Consider the following 17,595-nt stretch of genomic DNA (forward strand, 5'->3'; position numbering starts at 1 on the left):
AAATTACAATTCTTTTTTCAAAAATTTAGCTGTAAGGCTGTTTTTGTTCTTAATAATCTGTTCAGGAGTTCCTTCTGCAACAATCTTACCGCCATGTTTACCCCCTTCCGGTCCTATATCTATAATATGATCTGCCATTTTTATTACATCCATATTGTGCTCTATAATGATGAAAGAGTTCCCCATATCTACCAACTGCTCTATTGCATCTAGCAGGACCTTTACATCCTCAAAATGAAGTCCGGTAGTAGGTTCGTCTAATATATAAAGTGTATTTCCGGTTTGTTTTTTAGCCAGTTCCGTAGCTAGCTTTATACGCTGAGCCTCTCCACCCGAAAGTGTTGTAGATTGCTGACCTAAGGTAATGTAGCCTAAACCAACATCCTGCAAAGTTTTAACCTTTGCAAAAATCTTTGGTATTGGCTGGAAGAATTCCACAGCCTCATTAATGGTCATATCCAGCACATCGGAAATAGATTTTCCTTTATAACGAACCTCCAATGTTTCTCTGTTGAAGCGCTTCCCGTTACAGGTTTCGCAGTGTACATAAACATCCGGAAGGAAATGCATTTCAATAAGCTTTAGTCCGGCACCCTGACAGGTCTCGCACCTTCCTCCTTTCACGTTAAAAGAGAATCTTCCCGGTTTGTAGCCACGTATTTTGGCTTCAGGAAGTTCCGCAAACAAGTTTCGTATATCTGTAAATACTCCTGTATAAGTTGCAGGATTGGAACGCGGTGTTCTTCCGATTGGGGACTGATCTACATCTACAATTTTGTCGATATTATCTATTCCCTCAATACTCTTATATGGTAAAGGCTCCTGTACACTTCTGTAGAAATGTCTGTTAAGAATCGGATACAGCGTTCCATTAATCAGAGAGGATTTTCCGCTTCCGGAGATCCCGGTTACCACAACCAATTGTCCTAATGGCACTTCAAGATTTACATTTTTAAGATTGTTCCCTTTTGCCCCTTTTAAGACGATTGATTTACCGTTTCCTTTTCTTCTTTCTACAGGAATTTCTATTTTTCTCTTACCGGTAATATAGTCAGCTGTTATGGTATCTGCTTTTATCAAGTCATCTGGTTTTCCCTGCCATAGGATTTCTCCACCGAACTTTCCTGCTTTAGGGCCAATATCCAGTACGTGATCTGCTTCCAGAATCATATCTTTATCGTGTTCTACCACAATAACGGAGTTACCAATATCTCTAAGATTCTTTAGGGAGTTGATAAGTCTTTCGTTATCACGCTGGTGGAGACCGATAGATGGCTCATCCAGAATATAAAGGACGTTTACTAGCTGAGATCCGATCTGAGTTGCCAGACGGATACGCTGGGATTCTCCTCCGGAAAGCGTACGGGTTGCACGGCTAAGACTTAAATAATCTAATCCTACATCCAGAAGGAAACCTAAACGGCTCTGAATTTCTTTCAGAATTTCGTGAGCAATGATTTTATTCTTTTCAGAGAATTTATCTTTAATTTCTTCCAGCCATTCCTTAAGTTCAGAAAGAGAAAGAGCACTAACCTCTGAAATATTTTTACCGTCGATTTTAAACTGTAAGCTGGAAGGCTGTAATCTTGCTCCATGGCAGTCCGGGCAGACTTCATCGGTAGTAAAATGCCTTTCTATTAATGTAGCTTCATAGTTTTCTTTATCTTCTACAACCTGTTCCAGGAAAGGAATAAGCCCTTCGAAGTTTATTTTAATCTTCTTACTGATTCCGGCATGCTTCAGATCTTTTACAATATCCTGGTGACAGCCATTGTATATAAGCCCAAGTGCTTCCTCAGGAATTTTATTAAAAGGCGTGGACAAATCCAGATCATAAAGCTCTAAAATTGATTTGATCTGAGTAAGCAGCCATTTATTGTTCTTAATATCTTCAAGCGGCAATAAAGCACCTTGATTAATAGAAAGCTTAGGGTTTTCTACAAAAAAGTCTGTATTAATCTTTTTAATGTTTCCCAGTCCTTTACAAGTTGGGCAGCTACCTTTAGGAGAGTTAAAAGAAAAAGTATTGGGCTCCGGTAAAGGTATAGAATCTCCTGTTACTGCATCCATCAGGTTTTTACTAAAGTACCTGAAATTATCTTCTCCAAACTTTTGTATCATTACAATCCCTTCTCCCAAGTGCAATGCTGTAGACAAAGATTTCTGAATTCTTGCTTCAGAAGCAGCCTCTCCTATAATCAGGCGGTCTACTACAATTTCTATATCGTGAGTTTTGTATCTGTCCAGTTTCAGATCAGGTTCTATATCGATTAATTCACCATCTACTCTGGCCTGTAAATACCCTTTTTTGGAATATTGAGCAAAAAGCTCACGGTAATGTCCTTTTCTGGATCTTACAACCGGAGATAGTAATAGTATTTTTTGACCGCTGTAGCTTTCACGGATAGCTTCCAGAATTTGTTCTTCTGAGTAACCAATCATTTTATCTCCTGAATCTGCCGAATAAGCATCCGAAACTCTTGCGAAAAGCAAGCGGAGATAATCATACAGTTCGGTAACTGTACCTACTGTAGAACGTGGGTTTTTAGAAGTTGTTTTCTGCTCGATAGCAATAACCGGAGATAAGCCTTCTATTTTGTCAACATCAGGTCTTTCCAATCCACCTAAAAACTGTCGGGCATAAGCCGAAAAAGTTTCGATATATCTTCTTTGACCTTCTGCAAATATTGTATCAAAAGCCAGTGATGATTTTCCGCTACCAGAAAGCCCTGTAATAACGACTAATTCATTACGTGGAATTTTTACGTTAATGTCTTTCAGGTTGTGCTCGCGGGCACCATACACTTCAATGAAATCTGTGTTTTCCATAAGGTTACAAAGATAATGATGATTTGTGAAATTTCAGGGATAGATATGCTTTTAAAAATAAAAATCCCGGCAAGTCCGGGATTTTTATTTTAACTATAGATATGTTATTAATTAACAAATGTATTGTAACTGGAGATAATAGAGTCATAGTAATTGTCCAGTGTTCTCATATCGCTATCGGATATTTTTCCGGAACCTTTAGCATCTCTCATTAGCTTTCTCAGATTGTCCATATAATTTCCGACATTCTTATTCAGGTTATCATAGCTTGTACCTTTATATTTGCTTTGTGCATCACTGGTTTCAAATTTTAGAGCCTTATTAGCTTCCCATAATTTGTTTACTTCATCATATGCTTTCTGACTTTCAGCCTCGTTATACTTCCCATCTGTAAACTGCTTATTAAAGGCTTCATAAGAATTGTCGATACTGTTAAGCATTGATTTGGAAGACAGAATATATTTTTTCAGTGGATGATCTTTTAATGTGATTTCCTCGGCAGCATCTGCAGCAGGTTTTATTTTAACCAGAATTCTTTCAGCAGCATCAACAAAATCTTTTGCACCTGCTTCTATCTCTGTCTGAAGCTTTTTTGCTTTAGCGCCTTTGTCGTCTTTATAATCTTCAGCAGACATATAAGACTTTAATTCTTCATATTTAGCTTTGATGGCTGTACTGGTGTCACTGAAAATTTTAAAATCTTTTTCGATATCACCTTTCACTTTACCAAAGCCTGCCGGAACAGCATCTATCTTATCCATTGCACTTTCGAATGATGGAGATACCATAGACATGATTAATACATCTCCACCACCGGATTTTTTAACAGCATCATTAGCATATTTTATAATACTTTCTATGTTACTTGTACGGCTTTTGTATTGCTTAAGAAACTTATTATTAAAGTCTATCACAGCATTGGCATCATCCTCTTTTACTTCAACCGTACTATTTTTAGAGCCCGTAGCGTCTTTTTTACAACTTGTCATAAACAAAGGTAATGCAGCTAAAACAGCTATGGTTATGGTCTTTTTCATAATGGAATTTGTTTTGTGAGAGCCAATCTACAAAAAAACTTCGTCAAAAGAAAATTTACAGAAATAAAGAAAAATGAAAATAAAATAAAAAAGTTGTAACCTTTTTGTTATTCCATACGTATATATAATTGTAGCCCATAATTCGTGGGTGAGTATTTATACTATGAGACAACTTAAAATTACCAAGCAGGTTACCAATAGGGAAACTGCATCGTTGGACAAGTACCTTCAGGAAATCGGAAAAGTAGAATTGATTACAGCTGATGAAGAGGTAGATTTAGCACAGAAAATTCGCGCAGGAGACAGAGTAGCTTTAGAAAAACTAATTAAAGCTAACCTTCGTTTCGTGGTTTCTGTATCTAAGCAATACCAGAATCAGGGACTTTCTCTTCCCGATTTGATTAACGAAGGGAATCTTGGTTTAATGAAAGCTGCGAAACGTTATGACGAGACCAGAGGGTTTAAGTTTATTTCTTATGCAGTATGGTGGATTCGTCAGTCTATTCTTCAGGCATTGGCAGAACAGTCAAGAATTGTTCGTCTTCCTTTAAACAAGATTGGTTCTATTAATAAAATTAATAAGGCCTACGCTCACTTAGAGCAAGAAAATGAAAGACCGCCTTCACCAGAAGAATTAGCAGAAGTACTGGATATGAGTGAAGAGGATATTAAAGAATCCATGAAGAACTCAGGTCGTCACCTTTCTATGGATGCTCCATTAGTTGAAGGTGAAGATTCTAACCTTTATGACGTTCTTCGCTCAGGTGAATCTCCTTCTCCGGATAAAGATTTGATGCTTGAATCTCTACAGATTGAAATAGAAAGAGCATTGAATACTTTAACACCAAGAGAAGCTGATTTAGTAAGATTGTACTTCGGGTTAAACGGGAAACACCCTATGACTCTTGAAGAGATCGGAGAAACATTTGATCTGACCAGAGAACGTGTACGTCAGATTAAAGAAAAAGCTATTAAGAGATTAAAGCATAACAGCAGAAGTAAAATTCTTAAATCTTATTTAGGAAAGTAATTCTGACTGAAACAATGACAAGATTGTAAATTTAATATGGGACAAAGTTTTTAATAAGCTTTGTCCTCTTTTTTATCTAAGAATATAAATAAGTAAAAAGTAAAAATGAAAAACAAACTAATTGCTCCGTCGGTACTTTCGGCAGACTTCGGAAATCTGCAGAGAGATATTGAAATGATTAACAACAGCGAGGCAGACTGGTTTCATGTGGATGTAATGGACGGACGTTTTGTACCTAACATTTCTTTTGGTTTTCCTGTAATGAAGGCTATTAAAAAACATGCTAAGAAGTTTATCGATGTGCATTTAATGATCGTAGAGCCTGAAAAGTATGTAGAAGAGTTTGTAAAAGAAGGTGCAAATTTGGTTACTGTTCATTATGAGGCGTGCACTCACCTGCACAGAGTAATTCACCAGATTAAAGATTTAGGAGCAAAAGCTGGTGTTGTACTAAACCCTGCTACTCCGGTGTCTGTTTTAGAAGATATTATTGTGGATGTAGACTTAGTACTTTTAATGAGTGTAAATCCTGGTTTCGGAGGACAAAAGTTTATAGAAAATACTTACAAAAAGATCCATCAGACAAAAGCATTGATTGAGAAATACAATTCTAATGCTTTAATTGAAATTGATGGCGGCGTAAACCAGCATAATGCAGCTAAGCTTTTTGAAGCCGGAGCTGATGTATTGGTTGCCGGTAATGCTGTATTCTCTGCGGAGAATCCTGCAGCTATGATTGAAGAACTGAAGAAGTAATTTCTGACAGCATAATATGTCTTTATGGCATAAAAAAACCGGGAGAGAACATTTCTTCCGGTTTTTTATATTAATTTAAATACTACCAGTCGTTGCTTACAAAGTTTCCGTTAGCATCGAAGCTTAACTTGATGTTGGTTGTAAGTTTAACAAAGTAACCTTTTACATTTTTGTTAATGTACAAAATCTCCTTGGAAGGATAGTTTGTTTTTACATAAGAAGAAATATTTGCAGGTACCGCAGCTGCAGGAACTGCTTTTACCTTACTATCAATTGTTACCCAATCTCCGTTTGTATCGAAGTCTAGTTTGCTGCCATCAGCTAATTCAACGGCATAGAAAAACTTGTTATCCCCCAAATCAGCTCTTCTTACTTCTTTAACCTGAACATCTGCATACGATGTTCTGATAAGCGCCTGAGCCTTTGCAGGTAAATCAGTTGATTTTACTTCCTGAGTCTCAATTGCAATATCTCCACCATCATTGCAGGAAATAAATGCTGTACTTAGTGTAAAAACGCTTAAAAGGGTCAAAAATACTTTTTTCATAATTCTAATTTTAATGCTTTTTTATACAGATATAACATTATTTAATGCCTTTTATTGTGCAGAGTATTGAAAAAGAACTAAAATAAATAGCAAAAAATTAAAGAAATAAAAAAAACGACCTCATAATGAGATCGTTATTTTATTTTTTCTGAAAGAAATTAATTAGAAAATTTCTCTTCCAGCAAAGTGGAAAGAAGCTTCAATTAAAGCATTCTCATCAGAATCTGATCCGTGTACTGCATTTTCACCAACTGATCTTGCAAACATTTTTCTGATTGTTCCTTCAGCAGCTTCAGCTGGGTTTGTAGCACCGATAAGTTTTCTGAAGTCTTCTACAGCGTTTTCTTTTTCAAGAACAGCAGCAACGATAGGTCCAGAAGACATGAAGTCTACTAATTCTCCGTAAAAAGGTCTTTCTGCGTGTACTTCATAGAATTTTTTAGCATCAGCAATAGTAAGTTGAGTTAACTTCATTGCTTTGATCTTAAATCCTGCTTCTGTAATTTTTCCTAAAATTGCTCCGATGTGACCGTCCGCTACTGCATCTGGCTTGATCATCGTAAAGGTAATTTGTCCTGACATTGTGTATTAAATTTTACAGGGCAAAAATACAAAAATCATTTATTTTTTAGCCAATAAAATTCTATTAGGGAAAGAATAATAAATTTTTTGAAAATTATTTTTTTATTGGCACAAATTTTGTTAATTTGTACTCGATTCTCATGTTTAATTTGAGTTTTCATGGTTATTAGTTTTTACCCTGGCTTCGGCCAGGGTTTTTTGTTTTTATAAGGCATTAAAAAAGAGCCTTTTAAAGGCTCTCTCTTATTGTTTTATCTTTATATTTTTCTTATTTCTTTGTTTTTAGCTTCAGAAAACGGATAAATATTAACCCAATTCCAAAGAAGATTGTCATAGAAAGAGCTGCAAATCTCATATTATTGTACTTTTCTATAAGCGTAGCAAATATAAAAGTACCTAAAATGATTGCTACTTTTTCCAGTACATCATAAAAACTGAAGTAAGTTGTATTCTCCATACTATCCTGTGGCAATAGCTTACTGAATGTAGAACGGGACATTGCCTGCAGACCTCCCATTACAAGCCCTACAATTCCGGCAACACCATAGAACTGATATTCCACATTGGGATTTTCTTTGTTCAGGTAATAAGCAGATAAACATGCCACCATCCATAATATAACAGCAATACTGATTACATTCTTGTTTCCTATTTTTCTGGACAGCCATGAGAAAAATATAGCTCCTATAATTGCTTCAATTTGGATAACAATAAGGGTAAGGATTAATTTCTCCTGAGAAAGGTTAATTTCACTTTTACCAAATAGTGTTGCCATTAAGAAGATTGTCTGCATCCCTACACTATAAAAGAAGAAACTTATAAGGAAGTATTTCAGATTGGGTGTTGTGAACAGTTTATTCCCTGCTCTGAACAATTCTCTGAAGCTTTCTTTTGTAATTTCCTTATAGAAAAGAATATTTTCCTTTACAACATGAGCATAACCCCCGTTATCCTTATGGGTTTTAAAGAAGTTTTTAATATTCAATAATACTATATCTTTTGGCAGTTTGTCTGTCAGTTTTCCAAATTTCGGAAGATGCTTAAAAGTGTATTGAGAGAAGCCAAACCACCATGCTCCGGTTAGAAGGAAACTGATACGGGTAAGAATCATCGCTTGCTTTGGTGTCTGTGCTACTACCATGATTAGTAATAAACAGATGACAACAAGGATTACTGAACCTATATAGCCATAGATATATCCTTTAGCGGAAAGTGCATCCTGCTGATCAGGCGTTGCAATATCCGGTAAGAACGAATTATAAAACACCAAACTTCCCCAGAAACCTACACTGGCTGTAATACTGAATAATAATCCAAGAAAAACAGTGTGCATACTGGTAAACAAAGCTAAGCCCATACAGGAAGTAGCACCCAGATAGCAGAAGAACTGCAGGAAAGATTTTTTATTCCCTATAGTATCGGCTAAAGCTGATAAAATAGGCGATAACAATACCACGATCAGAAATGATATGGTAAGAGAATAGCCGTAAACAGCATCCGGGTGGTATTCATTGCCGAAAAGTTTAATGGTATTCCTTACCGGAACTTTTATCCATTTATGACTTGCTGCAACATATTCATTTTTCTCATATGCTGTTGTAAGAATAGCATAATAAATGGGAAAAATAGTTGATGTTATAACTAATGAATATACTGAATTTGCCCAATCATAGAAGGCCCAGGCCTTCATTACCTTTTTGTTGTTTTTGGTATTCTCTGTTATCATGGAATAGTTTATAATTTGATAATTTTAGATGTTCTCTATAACAATAGCAGATGCTCCGCCTCCACCGTTGCAAATAGCAGCAGCTCCATACTTAGCATTGTTTTGTTTAAGGACATTGATAAGGGTTACAATAATTCTGGAACCTGAACTTCCCAGCGGGTGTCCTAGTGCTACTGCTCCACCATTTACGTTTACTTTAGCAGCATCCAGACCTAAGATTTTATTATTAGCCAGACCTACAACAGAAAATGCCTCATTGAATTCGAAGAAATCGATATCATTAATTGTTAAGTCTGCTTTAGCTAATGCGATTGGTAAAGCTTTTGCCGGCGCTGTTGTAAACCATTCAGGAGCTTGCGCAGCATCAGCATAAGAAACTATTTTTGCCAATGGCTTTAGGCCTAAGCTTTCCATTTTTTCTTTGGACATTAATACTAAAGCTGAAGCACCATCATTTAACGTAGAAGCATTAGCTGCTGTAACGGTGCCGTTTTCTTTTTGGAATACAGTTGGTAATGTAGGAATTCTGTCAAATTTTACATTTTTATATTCTTCATCTTCAGCGAAGATTACAGGTTCTCCTTTTCTTTGAGGAATACTAACCGGAACAACTTCTTCTTTGAACTTCCCTTCTGACCATGCTTTTGCAGAACGCTCGTAAGACTGAATAGCAAAAGCATCCTGTTCTTCACGGGTAATATTGTATTCTTTAGCACACAATTCGGCACAGTTACCCATGTGTTGTTTGCTGTATACATCAGTAAGGCCATCTTTCAGAAGGCCATCCTGTAATTTGATATCTCCCAGTTTTACACCATTTCTTCCGTCGATATAATGAGGAACCTGAGACATATTCTCCATACCTCCTGCCACGATAGCCTCAACATCTCCAGCTTTTACAGCCTGCGCAGCCATCATAACCGCTTTCATACCAGAAGCACAAACTTTGTTTACTGCTGTAGTTGGAGTTGTATTCGGAAGACCTGCTCCTAATGCAGCCTGTTTTGCAGGAGCCTGTCCCTCTCCTGCCTGTAATACATTTCCCATGTATACATCCTGAATTTCTGCAGGATTTAAATTTATTTTATCTAAAGCACCTTTTATGGCTACTGCTCCTAACTGAGTAGCAGGAACACCTGAAAGGCTCCCCATAAAACTTCCCATAGGAGTTCTTACTGCAGATACGATGAATACTTCTTTCATTACTATTTTATTTTTAGGGTTTATAAATTTTGATTTTCTGTCTTGTTGTTTTTCGCTAAAAGCATGAGTAAGGCTCCTGAGAATTCAAAAAGCCATCCCCATGACAATTTTACAATTCCTGCCATGGTGTTTTGGAGTCCTTTAAAAGGAATAAAGCTGAAAAAATTCAGTGATTTGGCTTTTATAGCAAATAATGTGATAGCGAAAAGAAATAATAAAATTATTGCCAGAATGCGGGTAATTTTTACCTTATCGAATATTATACTTGCAAGTGCAACAGATGATACAGACCATACCATAATGGCCATGGTGTGATCCAACTTCCAGTAACCCCAGTTGCCTACGAGAGGGATATGAACCAAGGGAAGAAAACTACCTGCAAATACTAATAAACAACCTACTAAAGGCACATTCTTCATAGCTAAATTTATCCCACTAAAATACAAAAAATACTTATTTGTAAGGTATAGTGTTTCCGCCTGCATTAAATGGTGTGGTATAAAGAAAGCATTGCGCTATTGCACAATGCTTTCCGTGGTAGATAAATTAAACTTAAATTTTATTTTGAATGAATCAGAGTTTACACAAAAACACCAAATATTAATCATCACGCTACTGAATAGTTATCTATAGAAAAATCAAATATTTTGACTTTGTGTCTTTGGAAGTAGTAATCTCTTTATTCTAATGTTGTTTGATAAATGCTTTTACCTGCTGAAAATCCACAGGGAAAAGTGTTGCTACTTTCTCTTTCTTTCCAAAAGCTGAGAGTTTTTCCGGAACTTCAATCTTTTCCAAAATGCTTTCTTCCACAGTTTCTATAAATTTTGCAGGATGAGCAGTTTCGAGTAAAACGCCATTAAAATCTTCCTGTTGTTCTTTTTGGTATTGTACTAATCCCATATAAGCAACAGCGCCGTGTGGATCTAAAAGATAACCGGATTCTTTATATACTTTCTGAACGGTAGCTTTTGTCTCTTCATCGGTAAAGTAATAGCCTGATATAATCTCTCTGAATTTAGCAACATCTTCCTGAAACAAATCATTCATTCTTTCAAAATTGCTCGGATTCCCTACATCCATAGCATTGCTAACAGTAGAAAGAGATGGTCTGGCTTCGTATGTACCACTCTCCAGATACTGAGGCACAACATTGTTGATATTGGTAGAAGCTATAAAGCGATTCACTGGCAATCCCATTTTATAAGCGAGTAATCCTGCTGTAAGATTCCCGAAGTTTCCGCTTGGTATACTAAAGACAATCTTTTTATGCTCTTTTTTTAGTTGTGCATAAGCCCAGAAATAATAAAAGCTTTGTGGAATAAGCCTTGCAATATTAATACTATTGGCAGAAGTTACCTGGTGTTTCTGTAACCCTTCGTCAGCTAAAAGTTGTTTAGCAAGTGCCTGGCAATCGTCGAAAGTTCCTTCAATTTCCAATGCTTTTATATTGCCTCCCCATGTTGTAAGCTGCTTTTCCTGTAAGGGACTCACTTTACCTTTAGGATACAGAATATAGACATTAATTCCTGGTACATTATAAAAACCTGCTGCAACAGCACTACCTGTATCTCCGGAGGTTGCTGCAATTACCTTCATAGCGTTTCCATCTGCATAATAGGACATAAGTCGCCCCATAAACCTTGCCCCCACATCTTTAAATGCCAGTGTAGGACCATGGAAAAGCTCTAAACTGTAAATGTTATTATGAACCGGCACTACCGGAATATCAAAGTTGAGAACCTCATCGATCATTTCCTTTAAAACCTTATCAGGAACAGAATCTTCTAAAAATAGCTTTGCTACTTCAAAACCAATTTCCGGTAATGATTTATTCTCGATGTTTTCAAAAAAAGATGCAGGTAATTGCGGGATATATGCAGGCATATAGAGCCCGCCATCATCTGCTAAGCCATTGAGTACGGCTTCTTGTATATTGACACTGTGTTTTCCTCTTGTGGAATAATATTTCATTGTTATTTAGTTTGGTGGTTATAGTATTACTGCTCCTTCATTATTGATTTTAGTAACCAGAGATTCACAGCTGATATTCTGAGCCGAAAGAAGTTTGTGAAGTTCAATAGCAATTTTTTCGGCTTCATCTTTATTTTTGCATAAAGCAAATACGGAAGGCCCTGAACCTGAAATTCCAAATCCAATGGCTTTATGATTAAGTGCTGTTTGCTTCATTTCAGCAAAATAGGGAATCAGCATAGAACGAATCGGCTCTATAATTACATCTTTCATGCTGCGGCCGATGAGATCAGTATCATTTGTGCAAAAACCTGCCACAAGACCTGCTACATTCCCCCACTGTTCCACAGCTTTCTTCAAAGGAACCTGCTGACGAATAATTTTTCTGGCTTCTCCTGTTGGTACATCTACATGCGGATGTACAGACACAACATGCAGATCCATTTCGACAGGAAGTTTTACAACATCCAGAGGATCATAACTGCGAATAAGAACCAAACCTCCTAATAAAGAAGGAGCAACATTGTCTGCATGAGCATTTCCTGAAGCAAGCCGCTCTCCTTCCATAGCCAACGGCAGAAGCTCGTGTCGGGATAAAGGATTGTCAAATAGTTCGTTCACGGCTACTAATGCTCCTACACTACTGGCAGCGCTGGAACCAAGACCACTGTTCAGAGGCATCTTTTTGTAGAGTTCTATATCAATACCCTGATTGGAGTTTATCTTTTCTAAAAATAGATTCACCACGTGCCCAACCACATTTTTTTCAGCATCAAGCGGTAACTTTCCCTGGTCACCCTCTATTTTTGTAATTACCGTTTTATTATTGTTATTGAATGATACAACAACTTCATCTCCCGGATTATCTATAGCAAAGCCTAATACATCGTAGCCACATACTACATTGGCTACTGTTGCTGGGGCATAACATTTTATTTTTTTCATTTGAATAGTCTGTTTTATTTAAACCACATAGGGATAAAGATTTTGTTTTTTTTAGAGTTGACAAGAGTATCATATAGGTTTTCTACTGCCTATGTTTTATCTATATCATCTTATTTCCTATGCAGAGTATTTTGTTATATTTTCTATATGCTTATAATGTGGTAACCCTTACTAAATCTGCAAAAACACCAGCCGCTGTAACCGAAGCTCCGGCTCCCGGACCTTTAACTACTAAAGGAGTATTCTGGTATCTGGCAGTTGTAAACGATATAATATTGTCACTACCGGAAAGATTGAAGAATGGATGCGTATTGTCAACGAGCATGACTTCAACTTTTATTTCATTATTTTCCAAAATACCAATTAGTCTTAGTTTTTTATTCTCTTTAGCAGCCTGCTCTTTGTATGATGCAAAATGAGGTTCGCTGTTTTTAAGCTCTTTATAAAAGTCTTCTACAGAATCTGCTTTTAGACAAGCCTCTGGAAGAAAATTGCTGATATTGACATCGGAAAGTTCTAATGGTAATCCATTTTCTCTGGCCAGGATCAGCATTTTTCTGGAAAAGTCTAACCCATTAAGATCATCTCTTGGATCAGGTTCTGTGTAACCTAATTCCTGTGCTTCCCGTACAACCTCTTCAAAAGTCCGATCTCCCGTATAATTATTGAAGATATAAGATATCGTTCCGGAAAGTATAGCCTCTATTTTGACAACCTCATCTCCGCTTATCACAAGATCATTAAGTGTTTTTATAATAGGTAACCCTGCTCCCACATTGGTTTCATATAAAAAGCTGACACCATTTTTAGCGGCCAGATGTTTCAGATTTAGATACTGCGCATAGCTTTCGGAATTACTGATCTTGTTACAGGTAACCACCGATATATTATTCCTAAAAAGATTTTCGTATTCTTCTACTACAAACTTGCTGGAAGTATTATCTATAAATACGGTATTGGGTAATTCATATTTTTTTACTTCCTGTATAAATGTTTTTAAATCGGCTTGTAATCCTTTTTTTTCAAGTTGGTCTTTCCATCCGGCAATATTAACTGGACTGCCATTCGCTAAGAGCATTTTTCGGGTATTGGCTATTCCCAATACTTTGATTTCTATTTTATGCTTTTCAATCAGATTATCTGCTTCCTGAAAGATTTGTCCCAGAAATTCCTGGCCAATATTCCCTGTACCCGCACAGAAGACGTGGTAAGTTTTAACAGGTGATAGTAAAAATGCATCGTGAATAACGTTCAGCGCTTTTGTAAGATCATCTTTAGAAATGACTGTAGATATATTAAGCTCCGAAGAACCTTGTGCTATTGCTATAATATTGATGCTGTTTTTCCCAAGAGTACTGAATAACTTGCCACTAATACCTTTTGTTTTCTTCATACGCTCCCCTACAATAGCTACAATACTGATATTGGTATCGATTTCCGGATGCTGCAGCTTCTCAGTAGTTATTTCGGAGTGGAACTCTTCTTCTATAGCCAATCGGGCTTTAGCAACATCTTCTGATGCAACCACAAACGAAATACTATGTTCAGAACTAGCCTGAGTAATCAGGATAATATTAATATCATGACGGGATAAAGTACCAAATAACCTTGCACTGAAACCTTTCAGCCGTATCATGGTTCCTACAACGTTAACAAGAGCTACGTTATTGATAGAAGAGATTCCGGTAATCAGGGCCTTGTCATGAGCCTCTCTTTCTACATGAATCATAGTACCCTGATGCTCTGGCTCGAAAGTGTTTTTAATCCATATTGGAATTTCTTTGGAGATGACGGGAACTAATGAAGGCGGATAAATTACTTTAGCACCAAAATATGAAAGTTCCATAGCTTCCTGATAGCTTAAGTATTCCAGAGAGTATGCATTTTTTACCAGTCTCGGATCGGCGGTCATAAAACCATTGACATCTGTCCATATCTGTACCTCCTGAACATTAAGTGCTGCACCAAGAATAGCCGCAGTATAATCTGAACCTCCTCTTCCCAGTGTAGTCGTTACTTTATCTTTATCAGTGGCTATAAAACCAGTGACAACATATACTTTGTTTTCCAGATTTTGTGCCCATTGCTGAATATTCCGATTGGTTGCATCAAAATTAACCTCAGCTTTCAGATAGTTGGAATTGGTATTGATTAAGTCTCTTGCATCTTTAAATTCTGCAGGCATGGAGGTATTGAGGTATGCTGCTATAATTGGACAGGATAGCTGCTCGCCCAATGAAACAATTTTTGCTTTTGTTCTGTCGGAAAGCTCACCTAAATGTGCAACACTGGAAAGTAAGTCTTCCAGAATATTAAAATTGCCTTTAACGAGCATAAGTAAAGGATTTTGAACTGATACAGGCAGCGTTTCTTTTATCATGTCATAATGACGCTGCTCTATACCATCCAGAATACTTTGATAGTCACGGTTGTATAATGCTTCTTCAGTTGCTTCCAGTAAGGAATTGGTAATTCCTGAGAATGCTGAGCATACGACAAACAAAGGTTTATCATTTTCCTTTTCTCTTTCAACAATAAGCCTGAGGTTTTTTACGGCTTCTGTACTTCCGACTGAAGTACCTCCAAATTTTAAAACTTTCATATCAATATCTATGGTTATCAGGAATAAAAAAAGGCCTTTCTGAATCTCAGAAAGGCCTTGTGTAATTTATATTTTTTGTCGTCAAATACTAATACAACCCTTCTGCGGCAATTGAATAATTGTCGTTGTGGAAGTGGATGTAATAATAGTATTTACTCTCATTTGTTCTCTAAAAACAGTGTAAAAGTATAGACAAAAAATGATTCCACAAAATATTTATCTGAAAAAAATGAAAATTTAATATTTTAAATTTTTCAGTATATAGCTCAATATTAGTTATATCCGAGGTTCTGAATGAGTTTAAAAATTATCCATTATTAAATTATATGTAACAAGTATCTAAAAAAGCCTTTCTGAATCTCAGAAAGGCTTTTATTATTTTTAATGTTTGTTATAAATTAATGTCCTGCATCTTTTATTTCTTCAGGATTATGCTTGTATTTGAAAATAAAGGTAAAGAAAATAGCTACAATAAGTGAGTATAATGCGAATATATACCAAGATGTTTCCCAGCCCCTAAGCTGAGTTGTAGATCCATTAACGGAGTATACAAAATGGTTTACTACTTCTTGTGCACCTAGCATTCCTATTGTGGCGCCAAAACCATTTGTCATCATCATAAATACTCCCTGAGCACTTGATCGAATACTTTTATCAGTTTCTCTATCTACATATAAGGATCCCGATACATTGAAAAAGTCAAATGCGATACCATAAACAATCATAGATAATATGAACATCCATACTCCAGATCCTGGATTTCCCAGGCCAAAAAGGCCAAATCTAAGAACCCATGCAAACATTGACATTAACATTACTTTTTTTATTCCAAACTTTTTCAAAAAGAAAGGAATTAATAAAATACATAATGTTTCTGATACTTGGGACAATGATATTAATGCATTTGCGTGATTTGCTCCCCAGGTATCTGCATATGCCGGAAAATCTTTAAAGCTTGTTATAAAAGGGTTGGCATAACCATTGGTTATTTGAAGAGAAACTCCAAGTAACATTGAAAAGATAAAGAAAATGGCCATTTTCTTATCTTTGAATAAGGCAAATGCCTTAAGACCAAGAGCATCGGAAAGACTTTTCTTTTCATCAGAATGATTCGTTGGACAATTGGGTAATGTAAATGAATATAAGAACAATAAGATTCCTAAAATTCCAGAAATAATAAATTGATAATAATTAGCTTGAAAACCAGTAAAATCAACTAAAAGCATTGCGCAAATAAAACCAATAGTTCCAAAGGTTCTGATTGGAGGAAAAGCTTTTATAGTATCATAATTATTATTGATTAGTATTGTATAGGCTACCGAATTAGATAATGCAATTGTAGGCATATAAAATGCTACACTGAGAGAATACAACGAAAATAATTTGTAAAATTCTATATTATTTCCGGCTCCCATCCCATAAAACCCTGCAATGATTAAGAACCCTGCAGCTATTGCATGGCAATATCCTAATAACTTCTGAGCAGGAATCCATCTATCTGCAATGATTCCCATTATTGCAGGCATAAAAATAGATACAATCCCTTGCATAGCATAAAAAAGTCCAATTTTAGGGCCAAGGCCTACTGAACTTAAATAATTTCCCATAGAGGTGAGATAAGCACCCCAAACAGCAAATTGTAAAAAATTTAATACTGTTAATCGTAATTTTATATTCATAAGTTTATTAATAGGGCAGAATATCGAAATTAATCAATATTCTTTTTTCGTTTCTTTATTTCCTGCTGAAGTTCCAGAGCTGTGTCAAAGTCTTCGTCCTGAACTGCTTTATCAAGCATTTCCTGAATTTCTTCAAGCGTGTATACTTCATAACCTTTTATTTCAGGTGTTTCTTCTTCCTCTTCGGCTTTATATTCTGTCTTATCATCGTTATCGGATAATTCCAGCATAATACCAGCTTCTGTAAGAACTTCGTCTGTGGTATAAATAGGCGCATCAAAACGAACTGCCATAGCAACTGCATCGGATGTACGCGCATCCAAAATCAGTTTTTCGTTCTGATCGTTTTTAAGGATTAAATTGGAGAAGAATACTCCGTCTATGATCTGATAAATGATAATACTTTCCAATGCATAACCTACAGTGGTGATAAATTTTGAAAAGAGATCATGGGTTAAAGGTCTCGGTGGCTGAATGTCTTTTTCCAGACCCAGAGAAATAGATTGTGCTTCATAATTACCTATAACAACAGGCAGTTTTATTCCTGTTTCTTCCTGTTCCAGGATCAGTGCATAAGCTCCCATTTGGGTTTGGCTGTATGAAATGCCTCTTATGATTAGTTTCTTATAATCCATAGCTACAAATATAAAAACATCGTAGCAATAAGCCACGATGTTTTATATGA

14 protein-coding genes are annotated in these 17,595 nt (G+C 36.2%); 2 read left to right on the top strand and 12 right to left on the bottom strand.

Annotation, left to right across the window (positions count from 1 at the left end; translation table 11 throughout):
• Positions 1-3 precede the first annotated feature (3 nt).
• Both uvrA and AYC65_RS06935 read right to left on the bottom strand, forming a co-directional pair.
• Complete coding sequence (gene uvrA, locus AYC65_RS06930) at positions 4-2,829, bottom strand: excinuclease ABC subunit UvrA (protein ID WP_034867059.1); 2,826 nt, start codon at positions 2,827-2,829, stop codon at positions 4-6.
• A gap of 107 nt (positions 2,830-2,936) precedes the next feature.
• Positions 2,937-3,866: a DUF6845 domain-containing protein gene (locus AYC65_RS06935; RefSeq protein WP_034867057.1), complete on the bottom strand. Its 930-nt coding sequence runs from the start codon at positions 3,864-3,866 to the stop codon at positions 2,937-2,939.
• Between the two features lie 163 nt (positions 3,867-4,029).
• Here AYC65_RS06935 and AYC65_RS06940 point away from each other — a divergent pair, with 163 nt between their 5' ends.
• Both AYC65_RS06940 and rpe read left to right on the top strand, forming a co-directional pair.
• Positions 4,030-4,896 carry a sigma-70 family RNA polymerase sigma factor gene (locus AYC65_RS06940; protein WP_009088483.1) on the top strand — a complete coding sequence of 289 codons (867 nt, stop codon included), beginning with the start codon at positions 4,030-4,032 and terminating at the stop codon, positions 4,894-4,896.
• Between the two features lie 105 nt (positions 4,897-5,001).
• Entirely contained in the window at positions 5,002-5,652 is a 651-nt protein-coding gene (gene rpe, locus AYC65_RS06945) for a ribulose-phosphate 3-epimerase (RefSeq protein ID WP_034867054.1), read from the top strand.
• Positions 5,653-5,734: 82 nt separating this feature from the next.
• Here the strand turns inward: rpe and AYC65_RS06950 are convergent, their stop codons facing one another.
• The 10 genes from AYC65_RS06950 to AYC65_RS06995 all read right to left on the bottom strand — a co-directional run bounded on the left by AYC65_RS06950 (position 5,735) and on the right by AYC65_RS06995 (position 17,545).
• Entirely contained in the window at positions 5,735-6,199 is a 465-nt protein-coding gene (locus tag AYC65_RS06950; RefSeq protein ID WP_034867052.1) for a PepSY-like domain-containing protein, read from the bottom strand.
• A 162-nt stretch (positions 6,200-6,361) separates the two neighbouring features.
• Positions 6,362-6,781, bottom strand: a complete 420-nt coding sequence (locus AYC65_RS06955) for a nucleoside-diphosphate kinase (RefSeq protein ID WP_034867050.1) — start codon at positions 6,779-6,781, stop codon at positions 6,362-6,364.
• 268 nt (positions 6,782-7,049) lie between these two features.
• Positions 7,050-8,507, bottom strand: a complete 1,458-nt coding sequence (locus tag AYC65_RS06960; RefSeq protein WP_034867047.1) for an MFS transporter — start codon at positions 8,505-8,507, stop codon at positions 7,050-7,052.
• A 24-nt stretch (positions 8,508-8,531) separates the two neighbouring features.
• Positions 8,532-9,710: an acetyl-CoA C-acyltransferase gene (locus tag AYC65_RS06965; protein WP_034867043.1), complete on the bottom strand. Its 1,179-nt coding sequence runs from the start codon at positions 9,708-9,710 to the stop codon at positions 8,532-8,534.
• Positions 9,711-9,730: 20 nt separating this feature from the next.
• Positions 9,731-10,129: a hypothetical protein gene (locus AYC65_RS06970; RefSeq protein WP_034867222.1), complete on the bottom strand. Its 399-nt coding sequence runs from the start codon at positions 10,127-10,129 to the stop codon at positions 9,731-9,733.
• Between the two features lie 265 nt (positions 10,130-10,394).
• Positions 10,395-11,684 carry a threonine synthase gene (thrC, locus tag AYC65_RS06975; RefSeq protein WP_034867042.1) on the bottom strand — a complete coding sequence of 430 codons (1,290 nt, stop codon included), beginning with the start codon at positions 11,682-11,684 and terminating at the stop codon, positions 10,395-10,397.
• A gap of 18 nt (positions 11,685-11,702) precedes the next feature.
• The gene (locus AYC65_RS06980) at positions 11,703-12,629 is read right to left on the bottom strand and encodes a homoserine kinase (protein WP_034867040.1); all 927 of its coding nucleotides are present in this window, start codon (positions 12,627-12,629) and stop codon (positions 11,703-11,705) included.
• A 151-nt stretch (positions 12,630-12,780) separates the two neighbouring features.
• Positions 12,781-15,231: a bifunctional aspartate kinase/homoserine dehydrogenase I gene (thrA, locus tag AYC65_RS06985; protein WP_034867037.1), complete on the bottom strand. Its 2,451-nt coding sequence runs from the start codon at positions 15,229-15,231 to the stop codon at positions 12,781-12,783.
• Positions 15,232-15,629: 398 nt separating this feature from the next.
• Positions 15,630-16,910 (bottom strand): MFS transporter, encoded by a 1,281-nt coding sequence (locus tag AYC65_RS06990; RefSeq protein WP_034867034.1) that lies wholly within the window; start codon positions 16,908-16,910, stop codon positions 15,630-15,632.
• Between the two features lie 29 nt (positions 16,911-16,939).
• Positions 16,940-17,545 carry a bifunctional nuclease family protein gene (locus AYC65_RS06995; protein ID WP_034867031.1) on the bottom strand — a complete coding sequence of 202 codons (606 nt, stop codon included), beginning with the start codon at positions 17,543-17,545 and terminating at the stop codon, positions 16,940-16,942.
• Positions 17,546-17,595: the final 50 nt, after the last annotated feature.

The sequence above is a fragment of the Elizabethkingia bruuniana genome (assembly GCF_002024805.1).
Taxonomy (GTDB): Bacteria; Bacteroidota; Bacteroidia; order Flavobacteriales; family Weeksellaceae; genus Elizabethkingia; species Elizabethkingia bruuniana.